10 protein-coding genes are annotated in these 16,106 nt (G+C 72.8%); 5 read left to right on the forward strand and 5 right to left on the reverse strand.

Annotated features, from left to right (window positions below):
* Positions 1-109 precede the first annotated feature (109 nt).
* The 5 genes from ASL10_RS14300 to ASL10_RS14320 all read left to right on the forward strand — a co-directional run bounded on the left by ASL10_RS14300 (position 110) and on the right by ASL10_RS14320 (position 7,100).
* A complete protein-coding gene (locus ASL10_RS14300; RefSeq protein WP_056049439.1) occupies positions 110-1,672 on the forward strand; it encodes a pyridoxal-dependent decarboxylase in 1,563 nt (520 codons plus the stop codon).
* A complete protein-coding gene (locus ASL10_RS14305) occupies positions 1,669-3,108 on the forward strand; it encodes a lysine N(6)-hydroxylase/L-ornithine N(5)-oxygenase family protein (RefSeq protein WP_056049442.1) in 1,440 nt (479 codons plus the stop codon). Before ASL10_RS14300 ends, ASL10_RS14305 begins: the two co-directional genes overlap by 4 nt.
* Positions 3,105-5,567 carry a GNAT family N-acetyltransferase gene (locus ASL10_RS14310; protein ID WP_082460629.1) on the forward strand — a complete coding sequence of 821 codons (2,463 nt, stop codon included), beginning with the start codon at positions 3,105-3,107 and terminating at the stop codon, positions 5,565-5,567. The genes ASL10_RS14305 and ASL10_RS14310 overlap by 4 nt, the downstream gene beginning before the upstream one ends.
* A gap of 377 nt (positions 5,568-5,944) precedes the next feature.
* Positions 5,945-6,445 carry a MarR family winged helix-turn-helix transcriptional regulator gene (locus ASL10_RS14315; RefSeq protein WP_056049447.1) on the forward strand — a complete coding sequence of 167 codons (501 nt, stop codon included), beginning with the start codon at positions 5,945-5,947 and terminating at the stop codon, positions 6,443-6,445.
* A 148-nt stretch (positions 6,446-6,593) separates the two neighbouring features.
* Positions 6,594-7,100, forward strand: a complete 507-nt coding sequence (locus tag ASL10_RS14320) for a DinB family protein (RefSeq protein WP_056049452.1) — start codon at positions 6,594-6,596, stop codon at positions 7,098-7,100.
* Positions 7,101-7,207: 107 nt separating this feature from the next.
* On the opposite strand, the gene ASL10_RS14325 is transcribed toward ASL10_RS14320, so the two are convergent.
* The 5 genes from ASL10_RS14325 to ASL10_RS14345 form a co-directional block, all read right to left on the reverse strand.
* Positions 7,208-7,861, reverse strand: a complete 654-nt coding sequence (locus ASL10_RS14325; protein WP_056049454.1) for a hypothetical protein — start codon at positions 7,859-7,861, stop codon at positions 7,208-7,210.
* Positions 7,858-8,589: a hypothetical protein gene (locus ASL10_RS14330; protein ID WP_157485550.1), complete on the reverse strand. Its 732-nt coding sequence runs from the start codon at positions 8,587-8,589 to the stop codon at positions 7,858-7,860. Before ASL10_RS14330 ends, ASL10_RS14325 begins: the two co-directional genes overlap by 4 nt.
* A 218-nt stretch (positions 8,590-8,807) precedes the next feature.
* Positions 8,808-10,970 carry a DEAD/DEAH box helicase gene (locus ASL10_RS14335; protein ID WP_056049460.1) on the reverse strand — a complete coding sequence of 721 codons (2,163 nt, stop codon included), beginning with the start codon at positions 10,968-10,970 and terminating at the stop codon, positions 8,808-8,810.
* Between the two features lie 297 nt (positions 10,971-11,267).
* Positions 11,268-14,441, reverse strand: coding sequence for an efflux RND transporter permease subunit (locus ASL10_RS14340; RefSeq protein ID WP_056049463.1), 3,174 nt, complete (start codon positions 14,439-14,441; stop codon positions 11,268-11,270).
* 163 nt (positions 14,442-14,604) lie between these two features.
* The gene (locus ASL10_RS14345) at positions 14,605-16,044 is read right to left on the reverse strand and encodes a PLP-dependent aminotransferase family protein (protein ID WP_056049466.1); all 1,440 of its coding nucleotides are present in this window, start codon (positions 16,042-16,044) and stop codon (positions 14,605-14,607) included.
* Positions 16,045-16,106: the final 62 nt, after the last annotated feature.

A 16,106-nucleotide genomic window follows, 5' to 3' on the forward strand; every position in this document is an offset into this window, starting at 1 on the left:
GCACGACCCGCATGACCAGCACCACCCGCACCATCCGCACGACCTGCACCACCCGCACGACGCGCGACACCGCGCCCTGCCCCACCGCTCCACGATCCGAAGGAGACCCGTGTCTGAACGCCACGCGTCCGCACTGCTGACCACCGCGACCGCCGACGAGTACGAGCGCCTCACCGGCGCCGCCGTCGCCCGGATCGCCGACCGCTTCCGCACGACGCGCCAACCCTTCTCGGGCGAGAGCCGTGCGCACCTGCAACACCTCGTCGACGCCGTCGACCTGGACGCCCCGGGCACCGGCGTCGACGACGCCCTGCGCGAGGTCGACGAGCTCTTCACGGCGAACGCCGTCTGGTTCCACGACCCCGCCTACCAGTCGCACCTCAACTGCCCGGTCGCCCTGCCCGCGGTCGCCGCCGAGGCCGTGCTCGCCGCCGTCAACCCCTCCGTCGACACGTACGACCAGTCCGCCGTCGGCACCCTGATCGAGCGTCGCCTCGTCGACTGGACCGCCGAGCGCATCGGCTTCGACCCCGCCACCCGCGACGGCGTCTTCACCTCGGGCGGCACGCAGTCGAACCTGCACGCCCTGCTGCTCGCCCGCGAGCACGCCACGGCCCGCGCCCGCGCCGACGCGAGGGACGAGGAGGCGCGGCTGCGGGGAACCGCCGCCCCCGGCCACCGACCCGTCCCGCGCGCCACGGCACTGCACGACCTGCTCGGCCGCATGGTCGTGGTCGCCTCCGCCGAGAGCCACTTCAGCGTGCAGAAGTCGGCCCGGCTGCTCGGCCTCGGCGAGGACGCCGTCGTGACCGTCCCCACCGACGACGCCGGTCGGATGCGACCCGAGGCCCTCGCGGTCACCCTGGACGCCCTCGTGCAGGCCGGACACCTGCCGGTCGCCGTCGTCGCGACCGCCGGCACGACCGACCGCGGCTGCCTCGATCCGCTCGCCGCCGTCGCCGAGGTCTGCGACCGCACGGGCGTGTGGCTGCACGTCGACGCGGCGTACGGCGGTGGCCTGCTCGTGTCGCCGACGCGTCGGCACCTGCTCGACGGCATCGAGCACGCCCGGTCGGTCACGGTCGACTTCCACAAGACGTTCTTCCAGCCGGTGTCGTCGAGCGCCCTCATAGTGCGCGACGGGCACGACCTCGACCCGGTCGCCTGGCACGCCGACTACCTCAACCCGCTCACCGACCCCGAACCGAACCAGGTCTCGAAATCGCTCCAGACCACCCGACGGTTCGACGCGCTCAAGCTCTGGGCGACGCTCCGCGCCCTCGGCGCCGACGGCGTCGGCGAGCTGGTCGACCGGGTGATCGACCTGGCGGCCGGAGCCCACGACCTGCTGCAGGGCGACGACGAGTTCGTGCTGCTCGCCGAGACCCAGCTCAGCACGGCGCTGTTCCGCTGGCAGCCGGCCGGCGTCGACGACGCCACCGCCGACCGGCTCGTCCCCCTCGTCCGACGCGTGCTCTTCGAGTCCGGCAGGGCGATCGTCGCGAAGACCGTGGTCGACGGGCGTCCCTGCCTCAAGCTGACGCTGCTCAACCCGGACTCGGGTCTCGACGACGTGAGGGGCGTGCTCGAGCTGGTCCGCGCCTCCTCGTGGGCCCTGCTCGAGAGCGACGCCCCCGCCATCGTCGCCGCCGGGACGGAGGTCGCCCGATGACCGCCGCCACCACGGCAGCCGTGGCCGCCACCACCCCGCGCGGCGCCCCGCGCCTCCACGACCTGGTCGGCATCGGCCTCGGCCCGTTCAACCTCGGACTGGCCGCCCTGACCGACCCGCTCGACGACGTCGACGCGGTGTTCCTCGACGAGAACGACGGCTTCGCCTGGCACCCCGGCATGATGATCGAGGGCGCCACGATCCAGGTGCCGTTCCTGGCCGACCTCGTGACGATGGCCGACCCGACCTCGCGCTTCGGGTTCCTGAACTGGCTGAAGGCGACCGGGCGGCTCTACCCGTTCTACATCCGCGAGGAGTTCTCCCCGCTCCGCGCGGAGTACGACGCCTACTGCCGCTGGGTCGCCGACCAGCTCGACACCCTGCGGTGGGGTCGACGCGTCACGAGCGTCGACGAGCAGCCCGACGGGACGTACGTCGTGACCTCGCGACGTGCTGCCGACCAGGCCGTCGAGACCTGGCACGCCCGACACGTCGTGCTGGGGGTGGGCACCGAGCCGCGCCTCCCCGAGCCGCTGCAGCGCCTCGCCGACCGGGGCGACGCCCACGGCCGGGGCGACACCCACGGCCGGGTCGTGCACAGCGCCGACTACCTGACGGCCCGCGACCGCCTGCGCGCCGCCGACTCGGTGACGATCGTCGGCAGCGGGCAGTCGGCCGCCGAGATCTACCGCGACCTGCTCGACACGACCCGCGTCGGCGACCGACCGGGGCACCGGCTCGACTGGGTCACCCGTTCGCCGCGGTTCTTCCCGATGGAGTACACGAAGCTCACGCTCGAGCTCACGAGCCCCGAGTACACCGACCACTTCCACTCGCTGCCGCGCGAGACCCGCGACCGCCTCGGCCGCGAACAGCGCAGCCTCTACAAGGGCATCAGCGGCGACCTCGTCGACGACGTGTACGACACGCTCTACCGGCTGAGCGTCGACGGGCCGGTCGACTCGACCCTGCTGACCGAGACCGAGCTGGTCGACGCCCGGTGGGTCGACGCCGACGAGCAGCTCGAGATCACGGTCCGGCACGCGCAGCTCGGCACGACGACCACCCGCCGCACGGACGCGCTCGTCGTCGCGACGGGCTACGCCGCACGACTGCCGTCGTTCCTCGACGCCCTCGGCGATCGCGTCGACCGGGACGACCTCGGCCGCCTCGCCGTGGCCCGGGACTACTCGATCGACGGGGGCCGGGGACGGCTGTTCGTCCAGAACGCCGAGGAGCACACCCACGGCCTCACCGCCCCCGACCTCGGCTTCGGCGCCTGGCGCAACTCGAGCATCATCGCCTCGATCACCGGCCGCGAGATCTACCCGATCGAGCGCCGCATCGCCTTCCAGACCTTCGGCCGGCCCGACGGGCCGACATCGACCGCGACACCGACACCGACACCGACCGAGGAGGCGCGGGTCACCCGATGAGCACCACCCACGACATCGAGGCGCTCGCGCCCGAAGCCTCCCCCGCGGCACGCGCAGCATCCTCCGCGGCGCCCGCGGCACCCGCAGCACCGTCCCGCACCGACGAGGGGGCGACGGGCGTGGCGTTCTCGCGCCGCGCCTCCTGCGGGCTCGTCACGATCGAGCCGTTCGCCGCGGACCCCTACGCCGTCTGCCTCCGCCGGTGGTTGGCGCACCCGGCATCGGCGGCCTGGCAGATGGCGGGCCTGAGCACCGACGAGGTGCGCGCCTACCTGGCCGCGATCGACGCCGACCCGCACCAGCAGGCCTGGCTCGGGCGGGTCGACGGCGAACCGACGTTCTTCGTCGAGACCTACGACCCGGCCGAGGTGCTGCTGACCGAGGTGCACGACGCCGAGCCCGGAGACGTGGGCATGCACCTGCTCGTCGCTCCCCCGCGCGGGCAGCGGGTGCACGGCCTGACCAGCGCCGTCATGGCGAGCGTCGTCGACTTCGTCTTCGAGATCGAGCGGGCGAGGCGCATCGTCGTCGAGCCCGACGTGACCAACGACCGCGTCGCGGCGAAGAACGACGAGGTGGGGTTCCGGGCACTCGGCGACGTCGAGCTGCCCGACAAGACGGCTCGGCTCTCGGTCCTGACGCGACACGACCGGGCGGCGGCGCACCTCGCCCCCGGCCCCGTGGACTGGGCTCATCGGCACCTGGTGACCAAGGCGCTGAGCGAGTTCGCCCACGAGCGGCTGATCGCCCCGGTGGCCGACGGCGACGCCGCGACCGCCCCCGCAGTCGACGACGACGACGCCGACGCCGACGCCGCTGCGACGGACGGCGCCTGGCGGGTCGCCCTCGACCACGACGGCCACCGGATCGACTACCGGTTCACGGCCCGTCGGCTGGCCCTCGAGCACTGGGCGGTCGACGAGACGTCGGTCACCCGCACGATCGACGGCCGCCCCGAGCCCCTCGACGCCCTCGCGTTGGTCGTCGAGCTGGACGACCTGCTCGGCATCCCCGAGTCGCTGCTCGCCACCTACCTCGAGGAGGTCTCGTCGACCCTGGCGAGCGCCGCCTACAAACGGCACCGGGGCGGCCCGACCGCCGAGCGGTTGACCACCGCGGACTTCCAGACGGTCGAGGCGGCGATGACCGAGGGGCACCCGGGCTTCGTCGCGAACGCCGGGCGCATCGGCCTCGGACTCGACGAGTTCCACGCCTTCTCCCCCGAGGCCGCGGCTCCCGTCCGGCTGGTCTGGTTGGCGGCGCGTCGGTCGGTGACGCACCTCGCACTCGGCGCCGGACTCGACGAGAGGACGCTGTGGCAGGCCGAGCTGGGCCCCGAGAGCGTCGCCCGGTTCGACGCGACCCTCGCCGCGAAGGGCCTCGACCCGGCCGGGTTCCACTACCTGCCGGTGCACCCGTGGCAGTGGCAGCACCGCGTCTCGATCTCGTTCGCCCCCGACGTCGCCCGGCGTGACCTCGTGCTGCTCGGCGAGGGCGACGACACGTACCAGGCGCAGCAGTCGATCCGCACCTTCGCGAACCGCAGCCGGCCCGACCGGCACTACGTCAAGACGGCGCTGGCGATCCAGAACATGGGCTTCGTCCGCGGCCTCTCGCCGGCCTACATGAGGCCGACGCCCGCGATCAACGACTGGGTGCACGACCTCGTGCACACCGACGCGACCCTGCAGGAGGCGCGGTTCCGGGTCCTGAGGGAGCGCGCCTCCGTCGGCTACACCGGTGACGCCTACCACCGGACGACGACGTCGTCGCCGCACCGGAAGATGATCGCCGCGCTCTGGCGCGAGAGCCCGGTGCCGCTGGTCGGCCCGGGTGAGCGGCTCGCCACGATGGCGGCACTGCTGCACCGCGACGGTGCCGGCGACGCACTCGCCTCGGCCCTCGTGAAGGCCTCGGGGCTGTCGGCCGAGGACTGGCTGCGGTCGTACCTGCACGCCTACCTCCGACCGGTGGTGCACTGCCTGCGGGCGCACGACCTGGCGTTCATGCCGCACGGCGAGAACGTCATCCTCGTGCTCGAGGGGTGCGTGCCGAGGGCCGCGTTCATGAAGGACATCGGCGAGGAGATCGTCGTCGTCGCCGCGCGCGAGGTCCCCGAGGCGGTGCGGCGGACCGTGCACCCGGTCGACGACCGCGAGAAGGCGTTGACGGTGTTCACGGACGTGTTCGACGGGGTGTTCCGACACCTGGCCGCCATCCTCGACGGCGACGGCGTGCTGCCTGCGGCCCGGTTCTGGGCGCTCGTGGCCGAGTGCGTCGAACGGCACGCCGACGAGCACCCCGACCTGCCGGGGTCGGTCGACCTGCGGGCGGCGCGCTTCGACCACTCCTGCCTCAACCGGCTGCAGCTGCGCGACACGCGCCAGATGGTCGACCTCGCGGCGCAGTCGTCGTCGCTGATCTTCGCCGGGACGCTGGCGAACCCGATCGCGAGGTAGGGGGCGGCGCCCCGGGGCGGGGGCGGTCGGGCCGCCTCCGCCCCTGGGAGGTGGCGGTCGATTCACGGTCGACCACCACCCGATCCGCGCAGGGCCACGGGCCGTGCGGGCCGCCGCCGATCACAGGGGGAGAACCATCGGCGGCGGGTCGAGCTGCTCGAGCGACGATACCGCCGTCGAGTTGCTTGGGTTTGAAGATACTCGCCCGACAAGGGGAAGGCAACGACCGAGCGCTGGGCATTCGCTGCACGGGGCGGGTGATTCGAAGCTCGAACAACTCACTCGGCGAGGTATCGTGGCCTCCGTGGCGTCCGTCGCCGCGCCTCCTCGTCTTCGCTCCGTCCTCGCGTCGCCGTCCCGCCAGCAGAGAGCCCACCATGTCCGACGTCTCCCCCCAGCCGCCCGCCGGCTCCCCACCGCCCCTCGACGACGAGGGCCAGCTCGACGTGACCCTCGTGCTCTCGGCGTACGCGTCGCTGCAGCGACAGGGCGAGCGCGTGCAGAAGGTCGTCGCCGACCACTTCGGCATGGGCACCACCGACCTCCGCTGCCTGACCTTCATCGCCACCGACCACGACACGACCCCGAAGCGCGCCGCCGAGTTCCTCGAGCTGTCGACCGGGGCGACGACCAGCCTGGTCGACCGGCTCGAGAGCGGCGGGTACATCTCGCGCCAGCCGCACCCCTCCGACCGGCGGAGCGTGCTGCTCGAACTGGCCCCGGCCGGGCGCGAGGCGATCGACCAGATCCACGACTTCTACCGCCGGGCGTTCCGCGACGCGGTCGACCCGAACCACCTCGACTTCCTCGCGGCGGCGATGCGCGCGATCGGCGACTCGTTGACGCGCGCGGCGGCCGGCGACGACGCCGTCGGCTGAGCGACCACGCCGCCACCGCCGGGTCGAACCACCGATGTGGCGTCGAACCACGCACTCCGGTGGTTCGACGCCACGTCGGTGGTTCGGTGCCGTCGGGATGGTCCGCGCGACCTGCACGGGCGCGCGCGGCCGGTCGTAGGGTGGGTCGATGACCCCCTCGGACGTCCTCGTCGAAGCCTTCTCGCGCCTCCCCGCCATCGCCGTGCGCGCGGTCGCCGACCTCTCGGTCGACGACCTCGCCTGGCGCCCCGACGACGAGGCGAACACGATCGCCTGGCTCGTCTGGCACACCGCGCGGGGGCAGGACGTCCAGATCGCCGACCTCGCCGCCTCGGAACAGGTCTGGACGGCCGACGGCTGGGCCGAGTCGTTCGCGCTGCCGTTCTCGGCCGCCGAGATGGGCTATGGCATGTCGCCAGCCGACGTGGCCGCGGTGCGGGTCGACGCCGAGCTGCTGATCGGCTACCTCGAGGCCGTGACGCTGCGGACGCGCGGCTACCTCGACGACCTCGACGGCGCCTCGTACGACGACGTGGTCGACGAGGCCTGGGACCCTCCGGTCACGGCCGGCGCCCGTCTCGTCAGCATCCTCAACGACTGCGTGCAGCACCTCGGCCAGGCCTCCTACGTGCGCGGCCTGCTCGACCGCCGCTAGCCGCCCGGCCGCCCCCGCACCGAGACCCCGGAATTCGCCGAGACCCTTCGCCGCGCGGTGGCCTCTCGGCGACGTCCTGGAGTCTGACGAGCGCAGGAGGCGCGGTCTCAGTCGTCGAGGGACGGCGGGAAGTCGGTCGGCACCGTGAATCCGAGCCGTGCGGCCACTTCGTCGAGCTCGGCCCGGCGCGCCTCGTACTCGGCGGCGAGCACCGGACCGACGACGGCGTCCGCGTGTGGCCGACTTCCGTCAGACGCGGTGCGACGCCACAACTCCACCGACGTGGCCGCCGACCGGGCCGCCGTCCAGGCTCGCGCGAGGTCCACGACGTCCGCCACGGGGGCGTGCCCGGACTCCGCCCACCGCCGCACCTCGACGGGCACGTACTCGAGAACCTCGGGAGTCTCTGCTCGTGAGCGATGCCCGGCACGCACCCGTCCGCGCGTCCCGAGCCCGCCGATCCAGCGGGCGAGGGCACGGAGACCCGCCGACGTCGCCGCGCCCGCTGATGCTCCGGCGGCCACGGGCACGACGAACGACGGTGGTTCCCGCCAGCCCGCCACGTCCCAGGCGAGCCACCAGGCGACGGCCACCCCGAGCGTCACGCCTGCCCAAGAGGCCACGCGCCTGCCCGTCGAACGGTTCGAGACGAAGGCCCGGCGACGCACGACCTCCAAGGCGACGTCGAGAGGGACGGACGGATCGGTGACGAGGTAATGGGTCTCGTCGCCTGCGTGGGCGACGCTCACGAAGGCCGTCATGCCGCGTCGTCCCTCATGAGCACGGGGTCGGGGTCGAACCCCAGCGGTCCCGCGACGACCCGGAGCGCCTCGGCGGCGTCGCCGATCGCCGAGTTGAGGGCGACGAGCGGCGGGGCGTCCACGCGGCCTTCGATCGTTGAGTCGAGCCGAAGTGCCGGGTCACCGGCGAATTCCAGCTCGCCGTCGCCATCGGCATCGACATACCCGTCGAGAAGGTCGTCGACCGTCCACATGGCCTCGACGAACTCGGTATACAACGACACCGCCTCGTTCAGTCGCCACACGTCCGAGGCGAGCGTCTCGTCGGTGACCCACCCGAGTACGTCGTCGTCCACCTCGACCACGCCGGGTGCCGTGACCGGCATCGGCAGGTCGGGAGTCGTCACCGTCCACACACCCCAGGTGGCGAACCCCGCGGCGACGAGCACGGCGACCCCGCCGACGACGCCGACGGTCCCCTCCGCCAACGGCTCGGTCAGCATCGCCGCCTCGAGGAAGACGGCGATCCCGGCGCTCCCCGCCACGACCACCAGCACGAACGCGAGCAGCGGCGCGTACCGGACCACCCTCCGTACCGGCCCCACGTTCGTCCCCGCGTTCCGCCGCCGCAGCTCGGCCACCGCCGCATCGGCCGCCGCCGCGTCGAGCGACGGGTCGACGACGTGCCAGCGCCTCCGGTTCCCCAGGCGCACGCGCAGCAGGCCGGGGCGGTCGCGGGTCGGGGGCACATCGAGAGACTAGGGGGCGTGCGGCCTGCCCGCCGCGCCCCCGTCCACGGGACGTCCGCCGCGGGCCGGCGGTGTGCCTCCTCGGCTCGTCCGCCTCGCACGGCGTCCGCACGACGAAGAACCCCGTTCCGAACGATCGACCCACGCGATGGGGGGTCCGTCGTCCGGAACGGGGTCCGAGAGCAGGAGGCGCGGTGTGAGCCTCCGGGGAGGGCTCGCTACGCCTGCACTCCCGCGAGCTCGTCGATCAGACGGTCGCCGGAGCGGGCCTCGATCATCTCGGCGTCGATCTCGGCGCGGTCGAGCAGCTCTTCCATGCGACGGCGGCGCTGACGCGTGATGAGCGTGACGACGGTGCCCTCCTTGCCCGCGCGGCCGGTGCGGCCCGAGCGGTGCATGTAGGTCTTGTACTCGTCGGGCATGTCGGCCTGGACGACGAGCTCGATGTCGTCGACGTGGATGCCGCGGGCGGCGACGTCGGTCGCGACGAGCACGTTGACCTTGCCGCTCGTGAGCAGCTGGAGGTTGCGCGTGCGGCGGGCCTGGTTCAGGTCGCCGTGCAGGCTCGTCGAGCGGATGCCGGCGTCCTCGAGCTGGTCGGCGAGCTGCTCGGCGAAGGCGCGGGTGCGGGCGAAGACCAGGGTCTTGCCGCCGCCCGAGGCGAGCTGCTCGATGACCGCGGTCTTGTCGCGCTGCTCGATCAGGAGCACGCGGTGGTCGATCGTGGCGCTGGCCTGGTCCTCGCCGGCGACCTCGTGGACGGCCGGGTCGACCAGGAACTCGTCGACGAGCTTCGCCACGCCCTTGTCGAGCGTCGCGCTGAAGAGCAGCTTCTGGGCGCGGGCGCCGTCGGGGCGGACCGTCGCGGTCTCGCGGATGATGCGCTGCACCGGCTCGAGGAACCCGAGGTCGCACATGTGGTCGGCCTCGTCGAGCACGGTCACGACGACCTCGCTCAGGTCGAGACGACCCTGGTCGATGAGGTCCTCGATGCGGCCGGGGGTGCCGATCACGATGTCGACGCCGCGGTTGAGGGCACCGACCTGGCGCTGCTGGGGCACGCCGCCGTAGACCTGCGTGGTGAACAGGCCGACCGAGCGGGCGATGGGCTGCACGGTGCGGTCGATCTGCATGGCGAGCTCACGGGTCGGGGCGAGGATCAGCGCGCGGGGCTTGCGGCCCATCTTGCGGTTCTTCGCGCCGTTGTTCTCCATCAGCTTCTCGACCAGCGGCGCGCCGAAGGCGATCGTCTTGCCCGAGCCCGTGCGGCCACGGCCGAGCACGTCACGACCGGCGAGCACGTCGGGGATCGTCGCGGCCTGGATCGCGAAGGGAGCCGCGGCACCCATCGAGGCCAGCTGACGCTCGATGTTGTCGCCGAGGCCCAGGTCGCCGAAGCTCACGCCCTCGACGTCGGCCGCGGTGACGACCTCGGCCTTGAGCTTCTCGAGCTTGACGTCGTCCTCGGGCGAGTAGTGGGTCGCCGCGTCGCGCTTGGGGTAGAAGTCGCTCGAGCGGTCGCCGACGCGGGCCGGGCGGTCGCTGCGGTCGCTGCGGTCGAAGCTGCGGGGCGCGCGGTCGTCGCGAGCCGGGCGGTCGCTCCGGTCGAAGCTGCGGGGCGCGCGGGCGTCGCGGTCGACACCACCGGAGGCGCGGTCACCGCGCTCGGGACGGTCACCGTACGAGCGCTGGGGGCGGTCGTCACGCGAGCGGTCGTCGCGCGCCGGGCGGTCGCTGCGGTCGAACGAACGAGGGGCGCGGTCGTCGCGCGCCGGGCGGTCGTTCCGGTCGTACGAACGAGGGGCACGGTCGTCGCGAGCCGGGCGATCGTTCCGGTCGAACGAACGAGGGGCACGGTCGTCGCGGGCCGGGCGGTCGCTGCGGTCGTAGCTGCGGGCGCCGCGGTCGTCGCGGGGGGCGCGGTCGTCGCGTGCCGGGCGGTCCGAGCGGTCCCACGAGCGGGGTCCACGGTCGGAGCCCCGGGCGGCGTCGCGGCCACCGTCGCGGCCGTAGCCTCGGGCGGCCTCGCGGCCACCGTCACGGCCGAAGCGGGGAGCGGCGTCGCGGCCACGCTCGCCGTTGCGGCTGTCGAAGTCGCGGTTGCCGAAGCGGTTGCCGCCGGCCGGCTTCTCGCGGGGCTCCCAGTTGGGGCGGCGGTCGTCGGAGCGGGCCGCGCCGGGGGCACGGTTGCCGCCGCCGTCACGGGTGCCGAACTCGCGGCGTCCGCGGTCGGCGCGCTCGCTGGCGTCCCAGCGCTTCTTGGGGGCAGGGGCCCCGGCCTCGTCGGCGCGGTGGCCGCGGTGCTTGGGGCTCTTCGAGCCGGCCTTGGGGGCACCACCGGTGCGGTCGGTGCGCGGGCGGGAGTTGTCGTAAGGAGACATGGAGGAGTTCTTTCCGGGCTTGTCAGAGATGACGCGAAGAAATACCCGGGCAGCCATTGACCAGGACCGTTCACAATCGTGAATTCATCCCGTCGTGACTCGGCGGGAATCCGGCCCACAAGACTTACAAACCCTCGTGCTGTTCAAAGCTGTGCATGATCGGCACCACCAGGTGCCGATGTGCTCGCGCCACAGGCGCGGTGTCTTGAGCCGACCCACCTACGATACCCGAGCCTCCCCCGAACCGGAAGCCCCGCCTCCTCCGGTCGGTCGGCGGCCGGAGCCCGCCGGCCGAGGTCACACCCGGGCAGCAGCCGTCTCGGCGCCCTCGGCCGCCTCGGCGCCCTCGCCCGACTCCGCCGCCCGTCGATCGGCCCGGCGTTCGCCGATGCGCTCGAACAGGTAGTAGATGACGGGCAGCACCACGAGCGTCAGCAGGGTGGACGACACGAGCCCGCCGATCACGACGATGGCGAGCGGCTGCGAGATGAAGCCGCCGTGCCCGGTCACGCCGAGCGCCATCGGGGTGAGCGCGAAGATCGTGGCCGCCGCCGTCATGAGGATCGGCCGCAACCGCCGCGACGCTCCCTCGAGCAACGCCTCGCGCACGCGCAGACCCTTCTCGCGGTACTGGTTCACGAGGTCGATCAGAACGATGGCGTTGGTCACCACGATGCCTACGAGCATGAGCACGCCGATCAGCGACGCCACCCCGAGCGGCACCCCCGAGGCGAGCTGCAACAGGATCGCCCCGGTCGCCGCGAACGGGATCGACACGAGCAGCAGCAACGGCTGGATCAGGCTGCGGAACGTCGCCACCATCACGATGTAGACGATCAGGATCGCGATCAGCACGGCGAGACCGAGCTGCGAGAAGGCGTTGGCCTGGTCGGCCGTCGCCCCGCCGATGGTCGCGTCGGTCCCGTCGGGCAGGTCGACGGCGGCCACGGCGTCGGACACCTCGGTGCCGGCGGCCGAGAGGTCGTCGCTCGACGGCGTGATCGTCACGGTCGCCGAACGTACCGCGTCGGTCGTCGTGACGGAGGTCGGCCCGGTCGTCTGCTCGACCGTGGCGATGGAGTCGAGGCGCACGGGCCCGGTCGGGCTCGGCAGCTCGAGGGCCTTCAGCTCGTCGATGGTCGCCGGCGGCGTCGGGTCGACCGTGTAGACGTCGACCGAGCTGTCGTCGATCTCGAGCGACCCCACCCGGAAGGGCTGGATGGCCTGCGACACGATGCCCCCCACGGCGACCTCGCTGTAACCGAGGGCCGCGGCCGCGACGCGGTCGACCTGCACGCCGATGACCGGCTGGGCCGCCTGCAGGTTGGAGCTGGCCTCGGCGGTGCCGGGAAGCCCCTGCACCTTCTTCAGCACGGCGTCCGTCGCGGTCTGCAGGCTGTCGGGGTCGGGTGCCGTGACGTCGACGGTGATGTCGTTGCTCGTGCCGAAGCCGCTCGACGCCGAGACCTCGATCTCGCCCGCGTCCGTGACGTCGTCCAGCCGGGACCGGACGTCGGCCTGCAGGGCGTCCTGGTCGGCGCTCTCGTCGGTGGTGATCGAGTAGGTGACGGTGCTGTCGCCCGATCCTCCGAGGAAGCTCGCGATCGACGTCCCGCTCGAGCCGATGGTCAGCTGCACCGTCTCGATGCCGTCGACGCCCTCGAGCACCTGCTCGACCCGGTCGGCGGCGTCGGACTGCGTCTGCAGGCTCGACGCGGGCGGCAGGGTCTGCGTGACGCTGAAGGTGTTCTGCCCGCTCGCCCCGAGGAAGTTCGTCTTCATGAAGGGGATGACGGCGCCCGTGCCCACGAGGATGAGCAACGCCACGAGGATCGTCACGACCGGACGCTGCAGGGTGCCCCGCAGCACCGGGACGTACGCGCGACGCAGGCGGTCGAGCGGTCGGGTGTCGGACGGGTCGGAGGCGCGGGTCGTCAACGACTCGACCGTCGCCCCCTCGACGGCGGCGGCCTCGCCCCCCGGCGCGTGCTTGTGGGCCTTCGGTGCCCGGAGGAACCAGTACGCCAGCACGGGCACGATCGTCAGCGCGACGAAGAGCGACGCGACGAGCGCGATGGTGACCGTCAGGGCGAACGGCCGGAACAGCTCGCCGGTGATGTTGCCGACGAAGGCCAGCGGCAGGAAGACCACGACGGTCGTGACCGTGGACGCGGTGATGGCACCCGCCACCTCGCGGACGCCGACCTTGATCGCCTCGAGCCGGTCGACGCCCGCGGTGAGGTGCCGCTTGATGTTCTCGATGACGACGATCGAGTCGTCGACCACGCGGCCGATGGCGATCGTCAGCGCACCCAGGGTCAGGATGTTCAGGGTGTAGTCCGCCGCCTGCAGCCCGATGAACGTGATGAGCACGCTCGTCGGGATGCTGATGGCGGTGACGATGGTCGACCGGATCGACAGCAGGAAGACCAGGATGACGATCACGGCGAACACGAGGCCGAGCAGCCCCTCTTCGGCGAGCGCGTCGATCGACTGCTGGATGAACGGCGCCTGGTCGAACACCACCGACAGCTTCACGCCGTCACCCAGGTCGGAGGCGAGGCCCGGGATGGCGTCGCGCACGGTCTGCGACACGTCGACGGTGTTGGCGTCGAGGGTCTTGGTGATGGCGACCGTGAGGGCGTCCTGCCCGTCGACGCGGCTGATCGAGGTGACGGGTGCGCCGGTCAGCTGCACGTCGGCGACGTCACCGATCGTCGTGGCCGAGGTGCCGCCGAGGAGCGGCAGGGCGCGGATCTCGTCGACGCTCGTGAGTCTCTGACCCGCCTGGATGGACAGCGTCTTGCCGTCCTGCGTGAGGGTGCCGCCGGGGATCAGCGTGCCGTTGGCGTCGAGGGCGTCCTGGAAGGCGGCCGTGGTCAGCCCCGCGGCGGCGAGCGCCGTCTGGTCGGGCGAGATGGTGACGCGTTGGCCGGCGTCGCCGTAGATCGAGGCCTCGCGGACGCCGTCGAGCTTCTGCAGGTCGGGCACCGTGACGGTGGTCAGCCGGTCGACGAGGGCCTGCGAGTCGGCCGAGTCGTAGCCGGTGACGGCGATCTGGATGACGGGCAGGTCGTCGAGGCTGCCCGTGACCACCTGGGTGTCGACGGAGTCGGGCAGCGAGAGCCGGTTGATCGCCGACTGGATCTTCTGCTCGGCCGAGTCGAGGTCGGTGCCGTAGGTGAACTCCGCCGAGACCGTGCTCTGCGAGGTGCTCGAGGTCGCCGAGGTGCCCTCGAGCCCGGGGATGATCTGGACGGCCTGTTCGATCGGGGTCGAGACGTCCTCGTTGACGACCTCGGGCGTGGCCCCCGGGTACGAGCTGACGATCGCGATCTGCGGGAACTGCACGTTGGGCGCGAGCTCTTGCTTGAGCGAGGTGAGGGCGATGCCGCCGAAGACGGCGACGACGATGGTGACGAGGGCGATCAGCGCGCGGTTGCGCAGGCTGAAGACGGACAGCAGGTGCACGGTGCTCCGGTGGTGAGAGGGAGAGCGGAGGAGGCACGGTGAACGACGTGCACCGCACCTCCATTGTCACCAGCCTCTCTGGGAACTGGCGGCGGTTTCTTTCACGCTGTGCAGATCGCTGCCCGGTCGCCGTGACGGGGACGAGCCGACCGCAGGACCCGGCTCAGACGACCTCGGCCAGCAGGGGCGAGGTCGGCGCCTGCACCCCGTCGACCCCGTCCCACGCGGCGCGCAGGGCGGCGAGCGCCCGGTCGGTGTCGCTGTCGGCGTACGAGAACGGCACGCGGAGGAACCGCTCGAACGCCCCGTCGATGCCGAACACCGGGCCGGCCGCGAGCAGCAGGCCCTCCCGGCGGGCCGCGAGGGTGAGCTGCGAACTGACCGGCGCCCCGAGCCCCACCCAGGTGGTGAGACCGCCCGCCGGCGACGGCACCTGCCACGACGGGAACGCCTCCCTCAGGCCGTGGACGACGCGGTCGCGACCTCGTCTCAGGTGGCCGGCCCGCGCCTCCAGCACGCGGTCGAAGTCGCCGAGCAGCTCGGCGACCACGAGCTGCTCGAGCACGGGGGTGCCCAGGTCGCCCGCCGAGCGGGCGCGCACGAGCCGCTCGACGAGCGGGCGCTCGGCACGGATCCAGCCGATGCGCAGCCCACCCCAGAGCGACTTGCCGACCGAGCCGATCGTGACCGCGCGTCCGTACGCGGCCATCGGCGAGGGGGCGTCGCGACGGTCGTCGATCGCCATCTCGGCCATGGTCTCGTCGGCGATCACGACGGTGCCCTCGGCGGCCGCCGCCTCGAGCACGCGCGCCCGCTGGTCGGCGGGCATCGTCGCGCCCGTGGGGTTGTGGAAGTCGGGCATCAGGTAGGCCACCGGCGGGCTGGTGCGCCGCAGGGTCTGCATGAGCGCCGCTTCGTCCCAGCCGTCGTCGACGGTGACGCTGACCGGCACGAGGCGGGCGCCGGCGCCGCGGAGGGCCTCGAAGGCGTGCGGGTAGCCGGGCGCCTCGACGACGGCCCGGTCGCCGCGCGAGACCAGCACGCGGGCGAGCAGCGCGATCGCGTGCTGCGCCCCGAGGGTCACGACGATCTGGTCGGCACTCGTCTCGAGCCCCCGCCGTCGGTACCGTTCGGCGATCGCCTCGCGCAGCACCGGTCGCCCGACCGGGTCGTAGCCCGGGTCGTCCAGGTACGCGCCGAGCCGCCCCGCCGCCCGTTGCGCCGCCTCGGCGATGCCGTCGACCGCGGGCAGCGCCGCCTTCGTCAGGTCGAGCAGCCCCTCGGTCGTCGTCGGACGCGGCACTGACGCGCGGGCCGGCAGCCGGACGACGCTGCCGCTGCCCCGCACGCTGTCGACGTGCCCCGTGTCGCGGAGGGCGGCGTAGGCCGCGGCCACGGTCGTGCGGCTGACCCCGAGGTGCGCGCAGAGGTCGCGTTCGGACGGCAGGCGGGTGCCGACCGGCAGCCGGCCGTCGAGCACGAGCAGGCGGATGCGGTCGGCGAGCGCCAGGTAGCCGGGAACCGAGGAGGCGCGCCACGAGTCGAGCAGGACGCCGAGCGCCCGCGACGAGACCGTGGTGGCACCGTGGTCGAGGTTGGTCACGCGGCCACCCTAGGCGGATTGGACCCTTGCCACCAGGCCAGTCGAGCGATTGGATCGACCCC

The organism is Frigoribacterium sp. Leaf8 (assembly GCF_001421165.1).
Taxonomy (GTDB): domain Bacteria; phylum Actinomycetota; class Actinomycetes; order Actinomycetales; family Microbacteriaceae; genus Frigoribacterium.